The 21,392-nt window shown below is 60.5% G+C and carries 21 protein-coding genes; 12 read left to right on the top strand and 9 right to left on the bottom strand.

The window, feature by feature from the left end; translation table 11 throughout:
* Positions 1-24: 24 nt before the first annotated feature.
* From HA399_RS17305 to rdgB, 3 genes are all read right to left on the bottom strand, one after another.
* Entirely contained in the window at positions 25-687 is a 663-nt protein-coding gene (locus tag HA399_RS17305) for an OmpA family protein (protein ID WP_404325614.1), read from the bottom strand.
* 85 nt (positions 688-772) lie between these two features.
* Positions 773-1,972: a radical SAM family heme chaperone HemW gene (hemW, locus tag HA399_RS17300; protein ID WP_404325612.1), complete on the bottom strand. Its 1,200-nt coding sequence runs from the start codon at positions 1,970-1,972 to the stop codon at positions 773-775.
* Positions 1,972-2,592: an RdgB/HAM1 family non-canonical purine NTP pyrophosphatase gene (gene rdgB / locus HA399_RS17295; protein WP_131431073.1), complete on the bottom strand. Its 621-nt coding sequence runs from the start codon at positions 2,590-2,592 to the stop codon at positions 1,972-1,974. The genes hemW and rdgB overlap by 1 nt, the downstream gene beginning before the upstream one ends.
* A 483-nt stretch (positions 2,593-3,075) precedes the next feature.
* Here rdgB and HA399_RS17290 point away from each other — a divergent pair, with 483 nt between their 5' ends.
* The 7 genes from HA399_RS17290 (at position 3,076) to HA399_RS17260 (ending at position 9,185) form a co-directional block, all read left to right on the top strand.
* The gene (locus HA399_RS17290) at positions 3,076-3,714 is read left to right on the top strand and encodes a LuxR C-terminal-related transcriptional regulator (RefSeq protein WP_052384307.1); all 639 of its coding nucleotides are present in this window, start codon (positions 3,076-3,078) and stop codon (positions 3,712-3,714) included.
* Between the two features lie 581 nt (positions 3,715-4,295).
* Positions 4,296-4,979 (top strand): LuxR C-terminal-related transcriptional regulator, encoded by a 684-nt coding sequence (locus HA399_RS17285; protein WP_043331668.1) that lies wholly within the window; start codon positions 4,296-4,298, stop codon positions 4,977-4,979.
* Positions 4,980-4,990: 11 nt separating this feature from the next.
* Positions 4,991-5,494 carry a CsgE family curli-type amyloid fiber assembly protein gene (locus HA399_RS17280; protein WP_404325611.1) on the top strand — a complete coding sequence of 168 codons (504 nt, stop codon included), beginning with the start codon at positions 4,991-4,993 and terminating at the stop codon, positions 5,492-5,494.
* A 76-nt stretch (positions 5,495-5,570) separates the two neighbouring features.
* Entirely contained in the window at positions 5,571-5,984 is a 414-nt protein-coding gene (locus HA399_RS17275; protein ID WP_043331671.1) for a curli assembly protein CsgF, read from the top strand.
* Positions 5,985-6,011: 27 nt separating this feature from the next.
* Positions 6,012-6,845 carry a CsgG/HfaB family protein gene (locus HA399_RS17270; RefSeq protein ID WP_043331673.1) on the top strand — a complete coding sequence of 278 codons (834 nt, stop codon included), beginning with the start codon at positions 6,012-6,014 and terminating at the stop codon, positions 6,843-6,845.
* Positions 6,846-7,201: 356 nt separating this feature from the next.
* Positions 7,202-7,690: a hypothetical protein gene (locus HA399_RS17265; protein WP_404325610.1), complete on the top strand. Its 489-nt coding sequence runs from the start codon at positions 7,202-7,204 to the stop codon at positions 7,688-7,690.
* Between the two features lie 244 nt (positions 7,691-7,934).
* Positions 7,935-9,185 (top strand): hypothetical protein, encoded by a 1,251-nt coding sequence (locus tag HA399_RS17260; RefSeq protein ID WP_404325609.1) that lies wholly within the window; start codon positions 7,935-7,937, stop codon positions 9,183-9,185.
* A gap of 150 nt (positions 9,186-9,335) precedes the next feature.
* On the opposite strand, the gene HA399_RS17255 is transcribed toward HA399_RS17260, so the two are convergent.
* The 6 genes from HA399_RS17255 to HA399_RS17230 form a co-directional block, all read right to left on the bottom strand.
* Positions 9,336-9,746 (bottom strand): hypothetical protein, encoded by a 411-nt coding sequence (locus HA399_RS17255; protein WP_404325607.1) that lies wholly within the window; start codon positions 9,744-9,746, stop codon positions 9,336-9,338.
* A 124-nt stretch (positions 9,747-9,870) separates the two neighbouring features.
* Entirely contained in the window at positions 9,871-11,391 is a 1,521-nt protein-coding gene (locus tag HA399_RS17250) for a bifunctional aminoglycoside phosphotransferase/ATP-binding protein (protein WP_225347450.1), read from the bottom strand.
* Positions 11,392-11,602: 211 nt separating this feature from the next.
* Positions 11,603-12,895, bottom strand: coding sequence for a glutamate-1-semialdehyde 2,1-aminomutase (gene hemL / locus HA399_RS17245; RefSeq protein ID WP_043331681.1), 1,293 nt, complete (start codon positions 12,893-12,895; stop codon positions 11,603-11,605).
* A gap of 251 nt (positions 12,896-13,146) precedes the next feature.
* Positions 13,147-14,019, bottom strand: coding sequence for a hydroxymethylpyrimidine/phosphomethylpyrimidine kinase (locus HA399_RS17240; RefSeq protein ID WP_404325605.1), 873 nt, complete (start codon positions 14,017-14,019; stop codon positions 13,147-13,149).
* Between the two features lie 14 nt (positions 14,020-14,033).
* Positions 14,034-14,465 (bottom strand): protoporphyrinogen oxidase HemJ, encoded by a 432-nt coding sequence (hemJ, locus tag HA399_RS17235; RefSeq protein ID WP_248380268.1) that lies wholly within the window; start codon positions 14,463-14,465, stop codon positions 14,034-14,036.
* A gap of 169 nt (positions 14,466-14,634) precedes the next feature.
* Positions 14,635-16,386 (bottom strand): chloride channel protein, encoded by a 1,752-nt coding sequence (locus HA399_RS17230; RefSeq protein ID WP_404326999.1) that lies wholly within the window; start codon positions 16,384-16,386, stop codon positions 14,635-14,637.
* A 253-nt stretch (positions 16,387-16,639) separates the two neighbouring features.
* Between HA399_RS17230 and argC the strand changes: the two genes are divergently transcribed.
* The 5 genes from argC to HA399_RS17205 all read left to right on the top strand — a co-directional run bounded on the left by argC (position 16,640) and on the right by HA399_RS17205 (position 20,874).
* Positions 16,640-17,683, top strand: coding sequence for an N-acetyl-gamma-glutamyl-phosphate reductase (argC, locus tag HA399_RS17225; RefSeq protein ID WP_054556364.1), 1,044 nt, complete (start codon positions 16,640-16,642; stop codon positions 17,681-17,683).
* A gap of 147 nt (positions 17,684-17,830) precedes the next feature.
* The gene (gene erpA, locus HA399_RS17220; protein WP_043331693.1) at positions 17,831-18,184 is read left to right on the top strand and encodes an iron-sulfur cluster insertion protein ErpA; all 354 of its coding nucleotides are present in this window, start codon (positions 17,831-17,833) and stop codon (positions 18,182-18,184) included.
* 250 nt (positions 18,185-18,434) lie between these two features.
* The gene (locus HA399_RS17215) at positions 18,435-19,196 is read left to right on the top strand and encodes a transporter substrate-binding domain-containing protein (protein ID WP_043331694.1); all 762 of its coding nucleotides are present in this window, start codon (positions 18,435-18,437) and stop codon (positions 19,194-19,196) included.
* A 150-nt stretch (positions 19,197-19,346) separates the two neighbouring features.
* Entirely contained in the window at positions 19,347-20,018 is a 672-nt protein-coding gene (locus HA399_RS17210) for an amino acid ABC transporter permease (RefSeq protein WP_107335776.1), read from the top strand.
* 109 nt (positions 20,019-20,127) lie between these two features.
* Complete coding sequence (locus tag HA399_RS17205) at positions 20,128-20,874, top strand: amino acid ABC transporter ATP-binding protein (protein WP_054556363.1); 747 nt, start codon at positions 20,128-20,130, stop codon at positions 20,872-20,874.
* Positions 20,875-21,392 lie beyond the last annotated feature (518 nt).

The raw sequence follows: 21,392 nt of genomic DNA, 5'->3' as shown, positions 1-21,392 counted from the left end.
TGTCGCCATGACAGCTGATGGGTCTCAGCTTTCCATCGGCGTCAGCGTGATCTCGACGCGACGGTTCTGGGCGCGCCCGGAGGCGGTGTCGTTGGATGCCACCGGGCTGGCTTCACCATAACCGCGCATGTTCAGACGGTTGAAGGCGATGCCACCACTGGCCAGATAGTTGCCGACAGCCTGGGCACGCAGCTCGGACAGGTTCTGGTTGTAATTGCTGGCACCGGTGGAATCGGTATAGCCCGCGATGTTGACGCGAGTCTCGTCGTATTCCTTGAGCACGGTGATGACGCCATCCATGACCGGCTGAATCTGGCCGGACAGGGTGCTGGAGTCGGAGCCGAAGGTGACGTTGGACGGCATGTTGAGGATGATCTGGTCGCCGACACGGGTCACGCTGACACCGGTGCCCTGCAGTTGATCGCGCAGCTTGGCTTCCTGAACATCCATGTAATAGCCGATACCACCGCCCGCGGCGGCACCCGCAGCGGCACCGATCAGCGCCTTGTCGAGACGATGGTTACCACTCTTGGTCGCCCCGGCGATTGCGCCGACGACCGCACCGATGCCGGCACCCTTCGCCGCACTGGAGGTCTGCTGCTCATTGGTATACGGGTTGGTCGTGGAACAACCCGCCATCACGACGGCGGCTGCCAACGGCAGGGCCAGGAGTACAGACTTCTTCATGGTAACGCTCCCTATCTACACACTCATTAAAGGCAAGACGACAATTGCGCAAATAATCGTCATGCCTCCGATAATGCCTGATCAATCAGGTGTCGAACATGGCCAGCAGGTCATTGAGGAACAATAAGCCCTGGGGCGTGGCGCGCAACAGCACGTCATCCTCAACGATGAGCCCGCGCGAGCGCGCCTGGCTCAGGCCCGGCTCCAATGCCTCGCGATCCAGCCCGGTCGTGCGACGCAGATCCTCGAAGCTGACACCCCCGGTCAAGCGCAGTGCATTCATCATGAACTCCAGCGCCAGCTCATCGCGGTCAATTTCCTGCTGACCCGCCACGAACCCGCGAGGGTCCTGCATCCTGCGCAAGTACGCTTCAGGCTGACGACTTTTCCAACGGCGTTGGAGTTGCAACTCGCCGTTCAAGTTCCCAGCCGAGTCAGTCTTCAACAACGTCAACTTGCCATGCGCGCCTGCTCCGATGCCCAGGTAATCCCCGAATTTCCAGTAATTGAGGTTATGACGCGCGCTGCGCCCTTCAAGGGCATAGGCGGAAATCTCGTAACGACGGAAACCGGCAGCCTCCAGCTCGGCGTGACCGTGATCCTGGATATCCCACAGCAGGTCATCTTCCGGCAGTACCGGCGGGCGCGAATAGAACTCGGTATTCGGCTCCAGCGTCAATTGATACCAGGACAGATGGGTCGGCTTGAGTGCCAGGGCACGCCGGATATCATCCAGCGCCGTCTCCAATGTCTGGCCCGGCAGGCCATGCATCAGATCGATATTGAAATTGTCGAAGCCCGCCGCCCGTGCACTGGCCACCGCGCGCCCGGCTTCTTCAGCGGAGTGGATGCGCCCCAGCAACTCGAGCTGCTCCGGCTGGAAGGTCTGCACGCCCAATGACAAGCGATTGATGCCGGCGGCACGATAGGCGGCAAAGCGGCCCTGCTCCAGCGTGCCGGGGTTGGCCTCCAGCGTGACCTCGCAATCGGCAGAGAACGTCATGCGCGCTCGCAGGCCATCGAACAGTCGCTGGTAAGCCGCCCCGCTCAGCAGACTCGGCGTGCCGCCGCCGATGAAGATGCTGTGCAATTCACGCTCGGGCTGGCCCTGCAGCAACTGCAGGTCCTGATCGAGATCGGCCAGCAGTGCCGTGATGTATTCCTCTTCAGGCAAGCCGGCATCACGCCCGACCCCGTGGGAGTTGAAGTCACAGTAGGGGCACTTGCGCACGCACCACGGCACGTGAATATAGAGCGACAGAGGCGGCAGGTTCGCGGCGGACATCACGCCTGACCGCTCTGCGCGGCAAGCGCCTCGAGCAACTGCTGCATCGCACGTCCCCGGTGGCTGAGACGGTTCTTGGTCTCGGCATCCAGGGCCGCGGCGGTCATGCCATGCTCCGGCAGCCAGAAAAGCGGGTCATAGCCGAAGCCACCCTCGCCCTGAGGCGCGTCAAGGACACGCCCCTCCCAACTGGCCTGAACGATGATCGGCACCGGGTCTGCCGCATGGCGCAGATAGACGAGCACGCACCAGTAGCGCGCCGTACGCGCTTGCTCAGGCACGCCCTCAAGCGCTGCCAACAGGGCGGCGTTGTTGTCACCATCACCGCTACCTTGCTGACGCCGCGCGGCAAAGCGTGCGGAATAGATGCCCGGCTCCCCGCCCAGCGCATCGACTTCGATCCCGGAATCATCTGCCAATGCCGGTAGGCCGGTGACCTCTGCGGCGTGGCGCGCCTTGATCAACGCATTCTCGACGAAGGTCAGCCCGGTCTCTTCGGCGTCACTCACTCCCAGCTGCCCTTGAGGCATCGGTTCGATCCCCAGCGGTGCGAGCAGGTGGGAAAATTCACGTAGCTTGCCGGCATTGCCACTGGCCAGTACGAGAGAAGAAGCGGACATGTGAATCTCCGGGATAGGAACAACGAGAATGCGGCCGCGTGTGAGTCACACGGGCAAGGCGCTTGCAGCACCCCATTCTAGCGCGTGAGTCCGGTGCGTACACGCGAGGGGTCTGCGCCAGGCACGACTGAGATCCATGATGTCATGGGCCGATGTCACTCATGTGCTCAACTTGATGACTGACAGGCCGATACAGGCTATCTGCCTCAGCGCGGGCTAATGCCTGTGCAGGATTTGTCTGTGCCTCGCGGCTCAAGCAAGTAAACATCAACCGAAAAAAACCCGTAACTCGATGTTTTGTATAGCCTTTAAGTGGGAAATAAAAGAAATGTGCGTTATGCCATCTAACACTATGCGCAGCGCCAGCCCCCGGGTGTCACTCGACTAGACTTCAAGACAACCATCGAATCACCGTGGATTCATGTCTCCGCCTCAGCCTGCTGATGATGAGCCCCCCCAAAACGCTTGCGACAGGAGCGCCCCATGACTGCTACCAGAGTCCTGTTCGTGACAAGCCCTTCACCGCAGACCGAACTGTTCGTCGAGTACCTGCAAGAGACACTGAAATGTGTCGTCGAGGCCTGCCACCATGAAGCCCCACTGCCGTCATCTCCCTGCCTGGTGCTGATCGACAGCACCCAGTGCAGTCTGGCCCAGATGATGCGATGGAGCCATATCGACAAGATCGCTGCCTTCAATGTCGAACATGAAGACGATGCCATCTCACTACTTCTGAATATTCCTTTCAGCGGAATCTTCTATCGCCAGGACAGCCTTGAACAAATCAGCAAGGGTATCGGCAAGATACTCGAGAATGAAAACTGGCTGACTCGCAATATCATGCAGACGTTGATTCGTCATTATCGTCAACAACAACAGATTGCCTTCCAGCCTGTCATGGGACTGACACAACGGGAACTGGAAATATTGTCACTCATTGCGTCACAGCAAAGTAATGCAGATATCGCGCATAGATTGATGTTGAGCCAGCACACCGTGAAGTCTCATTTATATAACATCTTTCGCAAGATCAGAGTCCACAACCGCCATCAGGCGATCCAGTGGGCCCACGAGCACCTCAACCTTTACATCCCCAAGCGCACGACGGAGCCGGAATCCTGAGGCTCAGGTGACGCTGGACGAGCAACTCTTCCAGCAGGTGGACCTGTGAGTCACCACAGCGACAGAGCATGTCTCACGCCGGCTACGCGTAGTAAGCGCTTCACTTTCCAAGAGTGAAATGACTCATGCGCAGTACTGCGTCGCATTCCTGACACCCCTCGAATGCGGGGATACAAAAAGACAAGCCCAGTTACATAATGACATTGAAGAGAAGCCTTCCAGCATTAGATCTGTGGTACCTTTGAACCAGTGGAAAGCTTGGTAAAAAAAGCGCAAAGGTCTGGTTTTCATTGCACTCTCGAGAAGGGTCATCATGACCGGCGCTAATTTCATCAGGTTTACGTACTGTTTTTCCTATTCTTTTTCTGGGTCAAATCAGGACTGGAGGGGAAGGATAAACTGGTTATTTTAGCAAGTACTGATTAGAGGTTGCCTTATCCCCACTATCGCGCAATCCTATAAAGGTGCTCAGCGCGTAATGCCCGACGTGAATGAGTGCAGTGCTACACGACTCACCCAACCACACTTCAGATATGGCTCCGCCAAGAAAAATCGGTACGACAACTCAGAGGTCTCGCACCATGATTACAGGGAACGCAATGGTGCTGCTGGTGACTGACTGCAATCCGCAGTCAGCGCTTTTCATGGATTACATTCGCCAGCAGCTTGAGTGTCAGGTGGCTTCCGCAAGCCCCGACGAGGATTACACACCCGGGCAGGCAGAAAGAACGATAGTGCTGCTGGACACCGACCACGTCGATGAAGGCACGATGCAACGCTGGGATGCAGATGCCAGCCAGGATGCCAGCGCAGAGCTGGCCGCTATCAACATCAGTGATGAAGAGGAAGCTGCCAGCCTGCTGGTCAGCACCCATCTTCAAGGCGTGTTCTACCGACAGGACAGCCTCTCACTGATCAGCAAGGGCATCGCGAAACTGCTGGAAGGCGACATGTGGATGTCCCGACCGCTGATGACCCGCCTGCTGGATTTCTATCGCCGTCAGCAGCTCAACGCCTATCGCCCGGTCTGTGGTCTGACCCAGCGTGAGGTGGAAATCATCGGCTTGCTGGGCACGGGTGCCTCGAATACCGAGATTGCTGACCAGCTGTTCGTCAGTGAACACACGGTCAAGTCACATCTCTACAACATCTTCCGCAAGATCAAGGTGCATAACCGCATTCAGGCCATGAACTGGGCACGTCAGAACCTGGCAATGCCTGTCTCGCGCACCCCACGCATCGCTCGCAGAGCACAGATGTCGTGAACGGTCGGGGCATGACAAGCCGCCAGGTGGTCGCCTGGGGACTGACATGCTTCAGTCTGTCGCCCGCCTTCGCGCAATCCGCGCCGGAGGCGGTGCGACCCGAGGTATCCGTTGCCAGTGAAGAACAGCAGGCTCGCCGTCAGGGGGAAGATGGGGTCGCCATCCAGCGCACTCGTCCCACGCTCTCCGACGGTCTCAGCGGCGTGATGATCGATCGCACCATGACCATGATCGGCAAGACCTTCTTCCGCCAGTTCAGCCAGCAACGCCTCGATAGCCCAGCCATCCGCAACACATCCCTCAGCATCCATGAACGCCCCTCAGCACGCTGGGGCAGCCTCATCTGGATCACCGAAGGCAACAACATTCTGTATGAAGCGACGCTCCCTCCGCGCCTGAATGACGTGGATATGTACGCCAGCGCCGCGGTATCAAGCGTCTCCGACCAGTTCCTGCGCCGCAAGGTCATGGAAGCCCTGCGCAATGACCCGGACATGGCCGGTGACGAATTCTGATGTATTGAAGACCGACATAATAAATGGGCTCCGGTCACGGAGACCCTGACAATACGCAAGGGAACAGGGGAACATCATGAAGCATCAGACACTCGCGGTGTCGTTGCTGTTGTCGGCGATGCCGCTATATGCCGGTGAACTCATCTATCAGCCCATCAACCCGAGTTTTGGTGGCAACCCTCTCAATGGCAGCTACCTGCTTGGCAAGGCCCAGGCCCAGGACACCCATGAGGATCCTGATGCCTACTCCTTCGATAGCCTCTCCGATACCGAAATCTTCATCAATGACCTGCGCAACAGCCTGGTCTCTGATGCCATCACCGACGCCGTAGAAGCTACGGAACCCGGCCGTTCCAGCGTGATCGACAGTGCGCAGCTACGCATTGAAGTGGTCAGCAACGGCAATGGCGGTTTCTCCATGCAGGTGCTTGACCGCGCCACAGGTGAAACCACCGTCATCAACCTCGGCACATCAGGCAATACATTCTGATCCGCTACTGATGAAGGGTTTCGTCCAATGAAGATACTCACTCCCATGCTGGCCGTTGCCAGCCTGGCGCTTGCAGGCTGTGCGCCGATGGTCGCCAATACCCAGGGTCTTGAAGGGGTGCCCAGCACCTTGATGCCAAGAACCGCCACCTATCAAGACCTGATCAGTCTGCCGCCTCCCGCCGGACGTATTCCGGTCGCCATCTATGACTTCCGTGACCAGACGGGCCAGTACCGTCCTGCCCCTGCCAGTACCTTCTCTACGGCGGTCACCCAGGGCGGCGCCGCCATGCTGAGCGCCGCATTGTCGGACTCCGGCTGGTTCATCCCCCTCGAGCGCGTGGGGCTGCAGAACCTGCTGACAGAGCGCAAGATCATTCGCGCCAACATGGAACGCACGGGACAGAATGACCTTGCCGCGTTGCAAGCCGCCAACCTGCTGTTCGAGGGTGGCATCATTGCCTTTGACTCCAATGTCAGAACAGGCGGGGCGGGCGCGGAATACTTCGGGATCGGCGCCTCTGGTCAGTATCAGGTGGACCAGGTGACGGTCAATCTGCGCGCTGTCGATATCACCACGGGGCAGGTCATCGCCAACGTCAATACCAGCAAGACGATCTACTCACGCGAGCTGAGGGCGGGCGTCTATCGCTTCATCGATTTCAGTCGCTTGCTGGAGATGGAAGCAGGGTATACCAGCAATGAACCCGTACAGATGGCGGTCATGTCCGCCATCGAATCTGCCGTGATTCACTTGATTGCACAAGGCGTCGAACGCCAGCTCTGGGTTCTCCAGGACCCGGACAGCCTTCAGACATCAGAGCTGATGGATTACCTGCAAGCCCCGACCCCGATGTTGTAGAGCCGACCCACATTCAAGACCTCGAAGAGAGCATCGTGGTATTCGCGGTGTTTATCTTTCCCTCAAAAGGCAGTCACCTCACAAGAGGTGGCTGCCTTTTTCGTATCGGCGCATAACATAAGAAATAAATAAAACAACAAAGCATGAAATATCATGCGCCTAATACCGTCAACAGTAATACCTCCCTGAGCGGTGCTGAAAATCTGGCCACCCTTTGTCATTACTCACCGCTATTGGGCAAGACATTATAAGTAGCAAACTCTAGCCCTCATAAACCCGAAAAGGACTGATGGTGATGGCCTCGATAAAGACCAATAGTTAGAGCACTTAGACGGTCACCTGGATGGACTCGCGCCATGGCTTCGGCAAAGCATCAACAAAGAAGAATGCTACAGGCCTGCCTTTTCTTCTCATCACTGACATTCAGCTTGTGGGTGTTGGCCAATGACCTGGCGACCACCTCCGAATTGGGAAGCAGCCACTCAGTGGCAGTCATCGAGCAATCTGGCACGTACAACACAGCGAAGATCGCTCAGCATGGCAATGGCAACGCCTCATTGATTGACCAGAGCGGTGCCCTGAATGAAGCAGGTGTCGATCAATATGGCAATGGAAACACGGCATACACGCTGCAAGAGGGTGCCCTGCATGAAGCCAGCATTCTTCAGCATGGCCAATATCACGATGCGCTGATCATTCAGCAAGGTGTTGGGCAAAGCGCCAGCATTCAGCAGACAGGCATCGGGGGAAGCGCCACACTTCTACAACAGGCCAGTAGTCAGGTACCGGCAAGTATCACTCAATATTCACGGGGCCATATGCGTGTCCAGGTCATACAACAGTGATCTTTACCACGATGGCTCGCATGACATCGCTCTATGACGATGATGCTTGTGAAGGTGGTGGCTGAATATTCGCTTTCGTCGAATCGACAATATGGATTTTGCTTAGCCAGGAGGTGTTCTCGCATTCATGTAGTCAAGAGTCCTGCATGACGAACACAACCTTCTGGAAAGGGCACAAAAGAGCAGTAGCAGTACAACATGATGTCGCGGATCACGAAAAACCAGACCGTCATCATGTCAGGGGATGCACGACCAGAAGCAAATCAATAATAAAAACACAACTCAAAAAACGATCTACACAAGGGAACAAACCATGAAAATCCAAATGAGCTTGCTGGCTGCCGCTGTCGCTTTCTCTTCACATGCGATGGCAGTGGACAATGCTTCCGACATCGATCAGACCGGTTTCGCCAATGGCGCGACGGTCACCCAAGGTGATCGCAATGGAAACCCGTTCAACGCCGGCGAGCATACCAGTGATATCGACCAGACAGGGGCCTTCAACGGCGCCACTGTCTACCAGAGCGGCGTCGCAAGCATTGCCAGTGTCAACCAGCAAGGCCTGGCCAATATGGCGGATGTCCTGCAGAGGGGTCAGGCACAGATAGCAACTGTTTACCAGGATGGCCGCCGCAACCACGCTGATGTCGACCAGAAAAGCTTCAAGAACACGGCCACCATCACCCAGGAAGGCCTGCGCAACAACTCCGTCTCCAAGCAGGGCGATAGCGGCCCGAACTCAAGTGGTCGTTTCAATGAGTTGACCGTGACCCAGACAGGCGCCTTCAACTCGTCCACTGCCACGCAAAGCGGTAGTCACGAGAAAGCGACCGTGACCCAGATGGGCCTCGGCCATGATTCGGATGTCGAACAGAGCGGTGACTACAACGTCGCTTCCGTCAGCCAGAGCGGCATCTATCATGACTCCAGCGTGTTGCAGAGCGGGAAGTACAGCAAGGCACGTGTCATGCAGACGGGGGCCTTCAGTGACTCGGACATCGCACAATCCGGCAAGCATCAGCGAGCTCGTGTCATGCAAAGCGGCAAGTCACACGATTCCGAGATCAATCAGGCGGGTGGCTACAACCGTGCCAGCGTATCTCAGTCTGACTTCCACAATGACTCCGAGATAGACCAGTACGGTTACGGTAACCGCAGCATGGTCATTCAGAGCGGCGCCTTCAATGATTCTGATATCAAGCAGGCTGGCCTGGGCAATCTGGCCATGACTGAGCAAAGCGGTTTCAACAACGATGCCAATGTCACGCAGGTTTGGGCGGTTGATAACGAGTCCTATATTACCCAGACCGGTTACAACGACAGTGCGACCGTGCTGCAGGTAGGCGGACATAACGAATCCACCATTCTGCAGCAGGCTGGCGGCTTCATGAGCTTTGCGCCGAATACTGCCAATGTGACGCAGACTGGTTTCACCAACACTTCCACCATCACCCAGACTGGCGGTGGCAACGTAGCCAACGTGATGCAGTACTGATCACGCCCCAGCCAGGATGTCTTACAGAACCCCGCGCAAGCGGGGTTTTTCGTTTTTCCACCCAGTGGATCCATATCATGAAAAAGGCCGCTGACAGGGTTGTCAGCGGCCTTCCAGTACCAGCTGCGAAACGTCTATCGCAGCGGCAAGTTACTTCTTTGGTGATGTCACGGAATTCTCCGGGAAGGACTTGCGATAACTCTCAAGGCTTTCATCCACCATCTGGCGGCCCTTGCTGACCTGCTTGTTACCGCTGGCGATCCGCGCCTTGCCCTTCTTGATCTGACCATTGCCCTTGTCGATCAGCGCCTGGCCCTTGGCGATATTGGATTCGCCATCATTGACCAGATTCTCACCACTGACGATCTGCTTCTCACCCGCGGCCACCAGAGACTTGCCGCTCTCCCAATTATCGGCCAGCTGATCACGCACCTTGGCGACGGCCTTGGCTTCCTCAGCCTGACCGCGCATGAGATCAGCGGTTGTCGGCTGGCTGGAGCAGCCCGCGAGCAGTGCCAGACTGATGGCAGCGGCGGCGGTATTTACCCATTGTTGGCGCATGATATTTCCTTTCCAGATGCATAGCTTCCCAACCCAAGCCGAGGCTCACTCGGGAGTGCACTATGCAATACAAAAAAGGGCATGGCGGTCATCCCGCCATGCCCCATGACAACGATCGCTCGTCTCAATGCAGCCTGAGCTGCTCACGAATCAGGCGAGCCAAGGTGACGTTGGCGTTGGGCGCTGTCGTATCGATATGGACCAGCTGACCATGCTCTTCTGGCGCAAATGGCTCGCGATTGGCCAATTGCTTGTCGAGCACTTCCAGACCCGCTTCGGAAGCCTCGCCACTGCGCTGACTACGCTTGATGATGCGCTTGCGCAGAGTCTCGTCATCGGCCTCGAAGCTGATCATCAGCACCGGCAGGCCACGGGCTTCTGCCTCATGACGCAGGCGATCACGCTGCACCTTCTTCAGGCAAGTGGCATCGATGCAGACGGGGATACCCGATTCCAGCAGCGTGGCTGACAGATTCGAGAGTCGCTCGTAGGTCGCATGGGTAGCCTGGGGGGTATAGATGCCGCCATTGAGCCCGGACTCGGTATCGGCATCCGCCGCAAAGCCATACAGGCGCTTGCGCTCCACATCGCTGCGAATACGCACGCCGCCCAGTTCACGCACCATCTCTTCGGTGAAGCGACTCTTGCCGCTGCCGGAGACACCCACACCGATGATCATGTAAGGGAAGCGGATCTCGCTATAACGCTCCGCCAGCCCGATATAGCGCTCGTACTCGGCCAGCACATCGGCGCGATCCGCTTCACACAGGTCCGGCTGGTGATAGCGAATCATCGCCACCTTGGCACGGATCAGTGCGCGATAGATCTTGTAGTACGGCAGCAGACGCACCAGCGAGTAATCGCCGGAGAGCTCGAGATAACGGTTGAGCGCATGATGGGCAAAGGCCTGCTCATCACGCGCTTCGAGATCCATCACCAGGAAGGCCAGATCACAACCGACATCATTCCAGCGCAACTCTTCATTGAACTCGATGCCGTCAAACAACAGGGCACGGCCTTCATGGCGCACGGCGTTACCCAGGTGGATATCGCCGTGAGTCTCACGCACGAAGCCTTCCTGCCAGCGACGCTCGAACTCGGGATTGAGGCGCTGGAAGGTCTCTTCGGTCCACTGCTTGAGCAGCGCGAGTCGCTTGATGGCCTCGGCATCATCACCGAGGCGCGGACGAATCAGCTCGAACTCGTTGTCGATGGTACGACTGACCATCTGCGGGCTACCCAGCTCGCTATCGCCCTGGATGCGCTCGGCCTGCTCGTGGAAGGCCACCAGCTGGTCGACCAGATCGTCCAGCAATTCCAGCGACAGCTCGCCACTGGCCTGCAGGGCGCTGAACAGATGGCGATTGGAGAACTGGCGCATCTTGACCGCGTACTCGAAGACAGCACTGTCGTCTCCGATGCGCGGAGCTTCGGGCGTGCCCGAGATCGCCACGGTATCCAGGTACAGAGTCGGTGCCAGACGGCGGTTGAGGCGCACTTCCTGTTCACACAGGAGCTTGCGGCGCTCAAGGGTCGAGAAATCCAGGAAGCTGCCGAAATCCAGCGGCTTCTTGATCTTGTAGGCGTAGTCGCCGGTCAGCACGATCCACGAGATATGCGTCTCGTGCACTTCGATATCCTTCACGGGGTGATCGAAGCAATCGGCTGTGTGAAGGGCTCGAATCAAGGCCTGGCTCAAGGTCGTCTCCGCTAAGGCAAGCTGGCTATAAGGTCATTAGCGCAATCGCTATCGTTGGCGACAAGTGTACCGGATGGCAGCCCGCCCGGCAGCCTGCCGAGCGGGTTCCTGTCTGCGTTGGCCAACCCGCGGACTCAGGTACTATCTTGCGCCGCACTCAGTTCGATGCGGACATCTGCGCAAAGACCCGCTCGGCCGCATCCAGCGTGGCCTGGATATCAGCATCGGTGTGCGCCGCGGACATGAAGCCGGCTTCATAGGCGGACGGCGCCAGATAGACGCCTTCGGCGAGCATCGCGTTGAAGAAGGTCACGAAATCCTGCTGACGGCAGCGCGTGGCGGAGGCGAAATTGCTGACCTCTGCGTCATCGGTGAAGAAGACACCGAACATGCCACCGGCATGCTGGGTGATCAGACGGATGCCTGCCGCCTTGGCACGGCTTTCCAGACCTTCACACAGCATCTCGACCTTGCGTGAAAGCTCGGCGTGGAAGCCGGGCGCCTTGAGCTTGCGCAGCAGCGCGACGCCAGCGGCCATCGCCAGCGGATTGCCTGCCAGCGTCCCGGCCTGGTAGACCGGCCCCAGCGGCGAGAGGTGGTGCATGATCTCGCGCTTGCCGCCGAAGGCACCTACCGGCATGCCGCCGCCGACGATCTTGCCCAGGCAGGTCAGGTCCGGCGTGATGCCGTAATGCGCCTGAGCGCCGCCCAGGGCGACGCGGAAGCCCGTCATCACCTCATCGAGGATCAGCACGCTGCCGTGGGCATCGCACACTTCACGCAGGCTTTCGAGGAAGCCCGGAACCGGCGGGATGCAGTTCATGTTGCCGGCGACCGGCTCGACGATGATGCAGGCGATCTCGTCACCCAGCTCGGCGAAGCAACGGCGCACGCCCTCGGCGTCGTTGTAGTCCAGCGTGATGGTGTGCTCGGCCAGCGAGGCCGGCACGCCCGGGGAGCTGGGCTCGCCATGGGTCAGCGCGCCGGAGCCGGCCTTGACCAGCAGCGAGTCGGAGTGACCGTGATAGTTGCCCTCGAACTTGACGATCTTGTCGCGACCGGTGAAGCCCCGCGCCAGGCGGATCGCCGACATGGTGGCTTCGGTGCCGGAGTTGGTCATGCGCACCATGTCGAGGCTCGGCAGCATCTCGCAGATCAGCTCGGCCATCTCGGACTCGATCTCGGTGGGCGCGCCGAAGGACAGGCCACTTTCGAGACGCTCGCGCACGGCGCTGAGCACATCTTCATCGGCGTGACCGGTGATCATCGGCCCCCAGGAACCGACGTAATCGATATAGCGCGTGTTCTCCACATCGAACAGATACGCGCCCTTGGCATGGTCGATGAACACCGGCGGACGATGCAGTCCCTTGAAGGCGCGGACCGGCGAGTTGACGCCACCGGGAATATGACGGCTGGCGCGTTCGAACTGGGCAGCGGACGTGGTCATGACATACCTCTTGATAAGCGGCGAGCGGCACATCGGCCGCGAAAATGGAGAAAAAGGGGATCAGACATAAAGACGCTGTGGGTAACGTGAATGCAGCTTGTCCACAGCCGGTGAAACGGCCCGATAGCCTCGGGGCGGCAAGGGGGTGTGGATAACCCGAATGCCATCGATGGCGACAGCTTAACGCGACTCACGGGTGAGTTGCAGCCGCGCGAGCGCAAGGGGTGCCGGCATCGAAAGGGGCAATAGCGCTATCGCCAGGGCAGAAACTGGGCCTCAAGCAGCGCGCCTTTTCGCCCACGCTGCTGGCCATCGACGAGACTCTGCCAGGTGGCCTGCTGGGCAGTCTGCCATGCCGATGGCAATGTCATGCCACGTGCCAGACGCACCGCCAGGTGCGAGGCCAGCGTGCAGCCGCTGCCATGGAAGCTGCCCGTCAGTCGCGGGCAGTCCAGTGCGAGCGTGGCGTGGTCTCGGCGATACAGGCGATGGATCACCGACGGCTCAGCCAGCGAATCAGCCAGCGAATCAGCACCGTGTCCCAGCGGGTCAGCATCGCGCTCGACAGGATCGGTACCGGTGACCAGCACGGCCCCGGCACCTGCCGCCAGCAGATGCTCGGCGAGTTGGCCGTCGCCCGTCCCCGTGGGGCAGGCCGCCAGCCGCGCAAGCTCCGCGCGGTTGGGCGTGAGCACATCCACGTGCGGCAGCAAGCTCTCACGCGCCTGATGGATCAGCGACTCGGTGGAAAGCTCAAGCCCGCCGCCCGCCTTGAGCACCGGGTCCCACACCACGGGCAGCCCCGGCCAGCGCTGCCGGAGTTCCTCGATCAGCGTCACGCACGCCGTGAGCGCCGCTTCGCTGGCGAGCAGACCGATCTTGAGCGCGCCCGGGCGGAAGTCCTCACACAGGGTGCGGGCCATGGCGAGCATCGACTCGCCCGATTGCGGGATCACCGCCTGCACATTGCAGGAGTTCTGCACCGTCAGTGCCGTCGGCACCGTCAGCGCCCAACCGCCACCGGCACGGATCGCCTCGCTGTCGGCGATCAGACCCGCGCCGCCACTGGGATCATGCCCCGCCAATACCAGCACGTAGGGCAGTTGCGCTGAGCACTCGGTCATGGCTGAACCATCCCTCAGAACGGTTTGACGATGACGCAGATGACGATCACCACCAGCATCAGCACCGGCACTTCATTGAAGAAGCGGAAGTAGCGCGAGGTTCTCTTGCAGGTATCGGCGGCGAACTGCTTCAGATACAGGCCACAGGCATGGTGATAGCCGACCAGCAGCACGACCATGGTCAGCTTGAGGTGCATCCAACCCATGCTCATGAAGCTCGGCACCAGCGCCAGCAGCCAGATCCCCAGCACCAGGGTCGCGATCATCGACGGCATCATGATGCCGCGATAGAGCTTGCGCTCCATGGTCTTGAAGTAGTCGATGGCCTTGTGGTCGCCGGCATCACGCGCCTGGGCGTGATAGACGTACAGGCGCGGCAGATAGAAGAGGGCAGCAAACCAGCACACTACGGCAATCAGATGGAAAGCCTTGATCCACAGATACATGAGGGAACTCCGTCAGTCAGGGTCGGGAAGGTCAGAAAGTGGACGCGCGGATGAAGCAATCGGATCGCCACGATGGCATGTGGCACCGCCAAGGCCCATGCGGTATGCGGTCGCGGCCAGTCGCGCGCAGAGCGAATTCGCGCCTGAGAAGCAGCTGACACGCCACGCTTCAGGGCGTATAGCGATAGTAGCTCTCTATTGCATCCCGCGTGATGATACCTGAAATCTTGCGAATCATCGGTGCCGTGGTGTGCTCGACATAGAGGGCATCGACATCGCTGGGCAGCAGCCGCTCATAGGCCTCGGACAAGGTAGCCTGCAGGTGGATGGGCGCGAGATCCAGACGCTGAGCGGGGATCTCGAGCAGGTCGAGCTCCTCCTGCTCCCGCCAGTGCTCATCCATCAGCACACGCACCAGATCCGCCGCCGGCAGCGCGACCATCGGTTTTTCCGGCGTCGAGCGCGTGACCACCAGCCAGACCGGCTTGCTGTCGAGCAGGGCGCGAGCACGTTCACGCGTGATGCGGCGCGGCACGCTGACCAGCGAGCGTTCCATCACCGCCGGCACCGCCACCCGCGACAGCGCCTGCATCAATGGCTGCTGAAGCGGATGCAGGCCCTGCGCCGTCAGCGTCGAGATGAAGAAGCCCTGGCAGTGACACAGCTGACGACAGGTCAGGCCTGCCACCACCACCGCCAGCATGCCGGGCAGGATGATATTCGGCGAATGCGTCAATTCGAGCAGTGCCATCAGGGCGGCCAGTGGCGCCTGAAGCACCGCGCCCATCATCGCCGCCATGCCGAGCAGGGCGTAAAGCGCGATGTCCGAGGCCTGATCCGGCAATAGCCAGCCACCCAGCATGCCCATCAAGGCCCCGGCAGCGGCGCCCGCCACCACCACCGGACCGATGATGCCGATCGGCACGCCACAGGCCACGCACAGGGCCGACAGCACCAGCTTGCCGATCACCAGCGCCAACAGGATATCCAGCGCCAGCTGGCCGTCGAGCAACTGGGCCAGGCTGTCATAGCCGATGCCTTGCACCTGGGGATACCACCACGCCACGGCGGCCGTCGAGACCCCGACCAGCGCCATGCGTATCCCCCATGACAGGTGCGCCACGCGCGCCTGCTGGCGCGCCAGATGCACGAAGCCCCCCGCCAGCAGGCCGATGACCAGTGCAGTGACGATGACCCAGGGCAGATCGAGCAGGGAATGCAGCAGCAGGGAGGGCACCGCGAAGGCCGGCGCCGAGCCGTAGACCATCTGCGTGACCACCGCGCCGGTGGTCGAGGCCAGAATCACCGGCATGAAGCCCATCAGGGTGTACTCCATCATCACCACTTCCATGGCGAAGATGACTCCCGCGATCGGCGTATTGAAGGAGGCGGAGATGCCCGCCGCCGTGCCACAGGCGACCAGCACGCGCAGGCTGTTGTTGGGCAGCTTGAGGCGCTCGCCGATCCAGCTCGAGGCGCCGGCGCCCAGGTGGATCGCCGGACCTTCACGCCCCGCCGACAGGCCACCGAGCACGCTCACGACCCCGACCACGACCTGATTGAGCCAGGCGCGCAGCGGCATCTTGCCCTGATGGTAGGTCAGGCGCTCGATGACATGCCCGATGCCCAGCTTGCGCTGCGCCGGATGCTGTCGCCCCAGCACGATGCCGATCACCAGCACCGCCAGCAGCGGCAGCGAGGCGCGCACCCAGGGGGCAAGTCCCTCGAAGTTCTCCGGATTGTCATCGGGCATGAAGCCCAGGGCACCGGCGCTCAACAGCAGGCGGAAGCCGACCATCAATGAGCCGGTCAGCAGCCCTGCCACCAGCCCCAGCAGACACAGTTGCGGGAGTGCATCGACCGCCGCCAGCTTGCGCCGAAAATTGTCGAGACTGGGACGAGGCAGATGCGGACGCGTCAGGCGTGACACTCACGACTCCTTGAAGGCACTGGCAATGACAGAGGACATCCATGTCGGCAGCGCATTACTGCCCGCCTGACACCTGTGTATCATATCGATTGCGAACCGTCGCGACCGTGCGCAATCCGACAACCTCGGCACAGCATGGCGCAACGCCTGTCTCGCGCACAGGCCACCAAAGGTCGCAGCAGCAGATCGGACACAAGATTACATCTCGCATCAACAGGACACCGCCCGAAGGCGGGGAGGCAGCATGATCAAGGTAGGTATCGTCGGCGGCACCGGTTACACCGGAGTGGAACTCCTCAGGCTCCTGGCCAGCCACCCGCAGGTGGAAGTGACCGTGATCACCTCGCGAAGCGAGAAGGGCGTGCGTGTCGACGAGATGTACCCCAATCTGCGCGGCCACTACGATACCCTCGCGTTCAGCGAGCCGGATGCCGAGGTGCTGGCCGCCTGTGACGCCGTGTTCTTCGCCACGCCTCACGGTGTCGCTCACGCCCTGGCCGGCGATCTGCTGGCACGCGGCACGCGTGTCATCGACCTGTCCGCGGACTTCCGCATCAAGGACGCCGACGTCTGGGCCGAGTGGTATGGCCAGCCGCATGGCGCGCCCGAGCTGCTCGGCGAGGCCGTCTACGGCCTGCCGGAAGTCAATCGCGATGCCATCCGCGAAGCGCGCCTGATCGCGGTGCCGGGCTGCTACCCGACCTCCGTGCAGCTGGGGCTGATCCCGCTGCTGGAAGCTGGCCTGATCGAGACCGACAACATCATCGCCGACTGCAAGTCCGCCGTCTCCGGCGCGGGTCGCGGTGCCAAGGTCGGCTCGCTGCTGTGTGAAGCCGGCGAGTCCATGAAGGCCTACGGCGCCTCCGGCCACCGCCACCTGCCGGAAATCACCCAGGGGCTGGACCTGGCAGCCGGCAGCGCGGTCGGCCTGACCTTCGTCCCGCACCTGACGCCGATGATCCGTGGCATCCACTCCACCCTCTATCCGCGTCTGAGCGGCTTCAGCGGCACGCTGGAAGATCTGCAGGCGCTGTTCGAGCAGCGCTACGCCGATCACCCCGCCGTCGATGTCATGCCGCTGGGCAGCCATCCGGAGACGCGCAGCGTGCGGGGCACCAACCTGTGCCGCATCGCCCTGCATCGTCCGGGCAACGGCGACACCCTGGTGGTGCTGTCGGTGATCGACAACCTGGTCAAGGGCGCGTCAGGCCAGGCCATCCAGAACCTCAACCTGATGTTCGGTCTCGATGAGATGATGGGCATCGGTGCGCCGGCGATGATGCCCTGAACCGCCAGCGCACGCCCGCAAGGCAGCACGTCAGACAAAGTTGACCCTTTTGCTCGGATATAGGGATAATAGGCGTCATTCCGTTCTCTATACCGTGCCGGGCGCTGTCTTCAGCGTCCGGCCTCCGACTCCTTCCAGGAGGCCCGCATGAGCGAAGCACAAAGCTTCATCCCGACGCCGTTGTACCTGTCCGAGCGCGCCAGTGCCCGGATTGCAGCGCTGCGCGCGGAAGAAGCCAACCCGGAGCTGCGTCTCAGGGTCTACGTCACTGGCGGCGGCTGTTCCGGCTTCCAGTACGGTTTCGATATCGCCACCGATCTGGCCGATGACGACACCGTGGTCGAGCTGGGCGAAGCCGCCATCGTGATCGACCCGCTGTCCTACCAGTATCTGGTCGGCTCGACGATCGACTATGAGGAAGGTCTGGCGGGCGCCCGCTTCATGATCCAGAACCCCAATGCCACCAGCACCTGTGGCTGCGGGTCTTCCTTCATGGTCTGATCATTGAGGGTCTGACCAGAGTGTGTCTGACCGTCAGGGCTGACAGGCCCGCGCACGACATTGGCGCCTTGCTGGCGCCTGATCGCCCCCTACCGGTTCCCGGTAGGGGGCGATTTTTTTTCGTCATCTCAGTGGCTTGCAAGCTTCCCTTCGCCGCATGGCAGCGTCGGGAGACTTGACGGGGTCCGGTGTGCTCGTCAATCTAAAAACGCTATACATCCTAAAATCTAAATATAAAGAGGAATGTAAAATGCGCAGATCTCACCTGCTGGCCTCCCTCTCTGGCCTCGCGGCCGCCACCTTCATGGCCAGCGCCGCCCATGCCGTCACCCTCAAGGCGGCGACCGACCCGAGCTTCGTGCCCTTCGAGATGCTCGACCAGGAAAGCGGCGAGATGGTCGGCTTCGATATCGACATCCTCAATGCCATCGGCGAGCGCGCCGGCTTCGATATCGACCTCAAGACCATGGACTTCAATGGCATCATCCCGGCCGTACAGACCGGTAGTGTCGATGTCGCCATCGCCGGTATCACCATCACCGAGGCGCGCGAGAAGATCGTCGACTTCACCGATCCCTACTATGACTCCGGCCTGCAGATTCTGACCTCGGCCAACAACGGCGACATCGAGGATATCGAGGGCCTGGAAGGCAAGAAGATCGGCACCAAGATCGGCTCCACCAGTTACGACTACCTCACCGCCAACCTCGGTGACTCCACCATCACGCCTTACCCGGGCAGCGCCGACATGTACATGGCCCTGATGTCCGGCAGCGTCGATGCCGTCTTCTACGATGCCCCCAACGTCGGCTACTTCGCCAAGACCAAGGGCAATGGACGCGTCAAGACGGTGGGGCCGCTCTATGAAGGCCAGCAATACGGCATCGCCTTCACCGAGGGCAGCGAGTGGACCGAGGCCGCCAACAAGGCGCTGGCCGAGATGAAGTCCGATGGCAGCTATGCCGAGATCTACCAGAAGTGGTTCGGCGCCATGCCCGGCGATAGCCAGTAAGCCGCTTTCGACTCGCCTCAGACGCCCCACGTCGCGTAGTGCAGATCATCATCACGACATTTCGGCAGCGACAGCCTGCCGGAATGTCGGTCGTCTCGAACCTCCGGCGCGCCCAGCGGCGCATGAGAGGTTCGTGCCAAGGAGCCCCCCGTGGACGTTCAGTTCCAGTTTGATTGGCAGGCCGCACTCAATTCGGTGCCCTACCTGCTCGAGGGCATTCCCTGGACCCTCGCCATTTCCTTCGGTGGCCTCGCCATCGGCTTCGTGCTCGGCATCCTGTTCGGACTGCTGAGCCTGTCTCCCAGCCGCCTCCTGCGCTGGGTGGCCACCGCCTATATCGAGATCTTCCGTGGCACCCCGGTGCTCGTCCAGGTGCTCTTCATCTTCTATGGCCTGCCGCAGATCATCGGTGGCCCCATCGATGCCCTGACCGCCGGCATCGCCGCGATCGCCTTGAACTCGGCGGCCTATATCTCGGAAATCGTGCGCGGTGGCGTGCAGTCCATCGCCCGTGGCCAGCGGGAAGCCGGCCTGTCACTCGGCCTCTCCACCCCGCAGACCTTCCGCTATGTCATCTGGCCCCAGGCGCTGCGCCGCATGATCCCTGCGCTTGGCAACCAGGGCATCGTCTCGATCAAGGACACCTCGCTGTTCTCGGTGATCGGCGTCGGTGAGCTGGTGCGTCAGGGGCAGATCTACATCGCCACGACCTTCAATGCGCTGGAAACCTACTTCATGGTCGCGCTGCTGTATCTGGTGATCACCCTCAGCCTGTCATTTGGCTTGCGGATGCTCGAGCGCCGCGGGTTGGTGGGCCAATGATGTCTCTCTGCCCCCCTCACGCGACGGATATAGCCGCGCCATCTCTCCTTCTGCCTGACCTCATTCCTCTGACGACCTTCCGGCATGCAGCGCCGGTTCGGAGTGCCCCATGACTGCCATCGTGAAGATGCACAAGCTCAACAAGCATTTCGGCAGCCTGCATGTCCTCAAGGACATCGAGCTCGAGGTCGCCCAGGGGGAGGTGGTGGTGATCATCGGGGCCAGTGGCTCCGGCAAGTCGACACTGATTCGCTGCGTGAACGGCCTGGAGGAGTTTCAGGACGGCAACATCGAGGTGGATGGGCATTCGCTGATCCCCCACGGCAAGAGCCACAGGGCGCTCAAGGCGATACGCACCGAAGTCGGCATGGTCTTCCAGCAGTTCAACCTCTTCCCGCACATGAGCGTGCGTGACAACGTCAGCCTGGCCCCCATCAAGGTCCGCGGCACCTCGCGACCGGCGGCCGAGCAGCAAGCCGATACGCTGCTCGAGCGGGTCAATATCCTCGAGCAGGCCGACAAGTACCCGGGGCAGCTCTCCGGCGGCCAGCAGCAACGCGTGGCCATTGCCCGTTCACTGGCAATGGAACCGCGCCTGATGCTGTTCGATGAGCCCACCTCGGCACTGGACCCGGAAATGATCGGCGAGGTGCTAGATGTCATGCGCAAGCTGGCCCGCGAAGGCATGACGATGATGATCGTCACCCATGAAATGAGTTTTGCCCGTGAAGTGGCAGACCGGGTGGTGTTCATCCATCAGGGCAGCATCGTCGAGGAAGGCACGCCAGAGCAGGTCTTCGATACGCCGCAACATCCACGCACCCAGAGCTTCCTGGCCCGCGTACTGTCCCACTGAGCGCCTTCCACAAGGCTCGCTGAGCCACTGGTCAGACAAGCGTTGAGCACGTGAAGACCCTACCCGCTGCCATGCGTGCAGCGGGCATGCCCCGACCGTCAGGTCGGGGCATTTTTTTGTCCTCAGAGGCCCTCGCGAGCCCTGCGGATCGCCAAACGATGAAAAATCTTCTCTCCCCGCGCCATCTGTCGGCATTTCGAGAAGAAAAAAACGAATTTTTTTGGCCCCGGCCACCCCCTTGCCAGGTCACGCAAACACGCCTTGGCGCTCGAAGGAATGACGCTTTCCCCGCCTGGCAGTCCTCGCTGAGGCGTCGCTTTAGCGTGTGAAAAACAGGGATAAATCAGGGGCCTAGCCGGAAAACCACACGAGGATAACGTGCACCGTCAGCCGCTGGGACAGCGTTCAGGCAGTCTCAGCGGCCGACACGGGCAAAACAAGCGAAAAAGTATCCACAGGCTGGGGCGTGTAGCGTCATTGGCACCATTGGCGAGGGCTGTAGCCATTCACGCACCACT

It is taken from the genome of Cobetia sp. UIB-001, assembly GCF_044789135.1.
In the GTDB taxonomy this organism is placed as follows: domain Bacteria; phylum Pseudomonadota; class Gammaproteobacteria; order Pseudomonadales; family Halomonadaceae; genus Cobetia; species Cobetia amphilecti.
The sequence above is the reverse complement of the archived record's forward strand: the minus strand, read 5'-3'. Positions and strand labels throughout refer to the sequence as shown.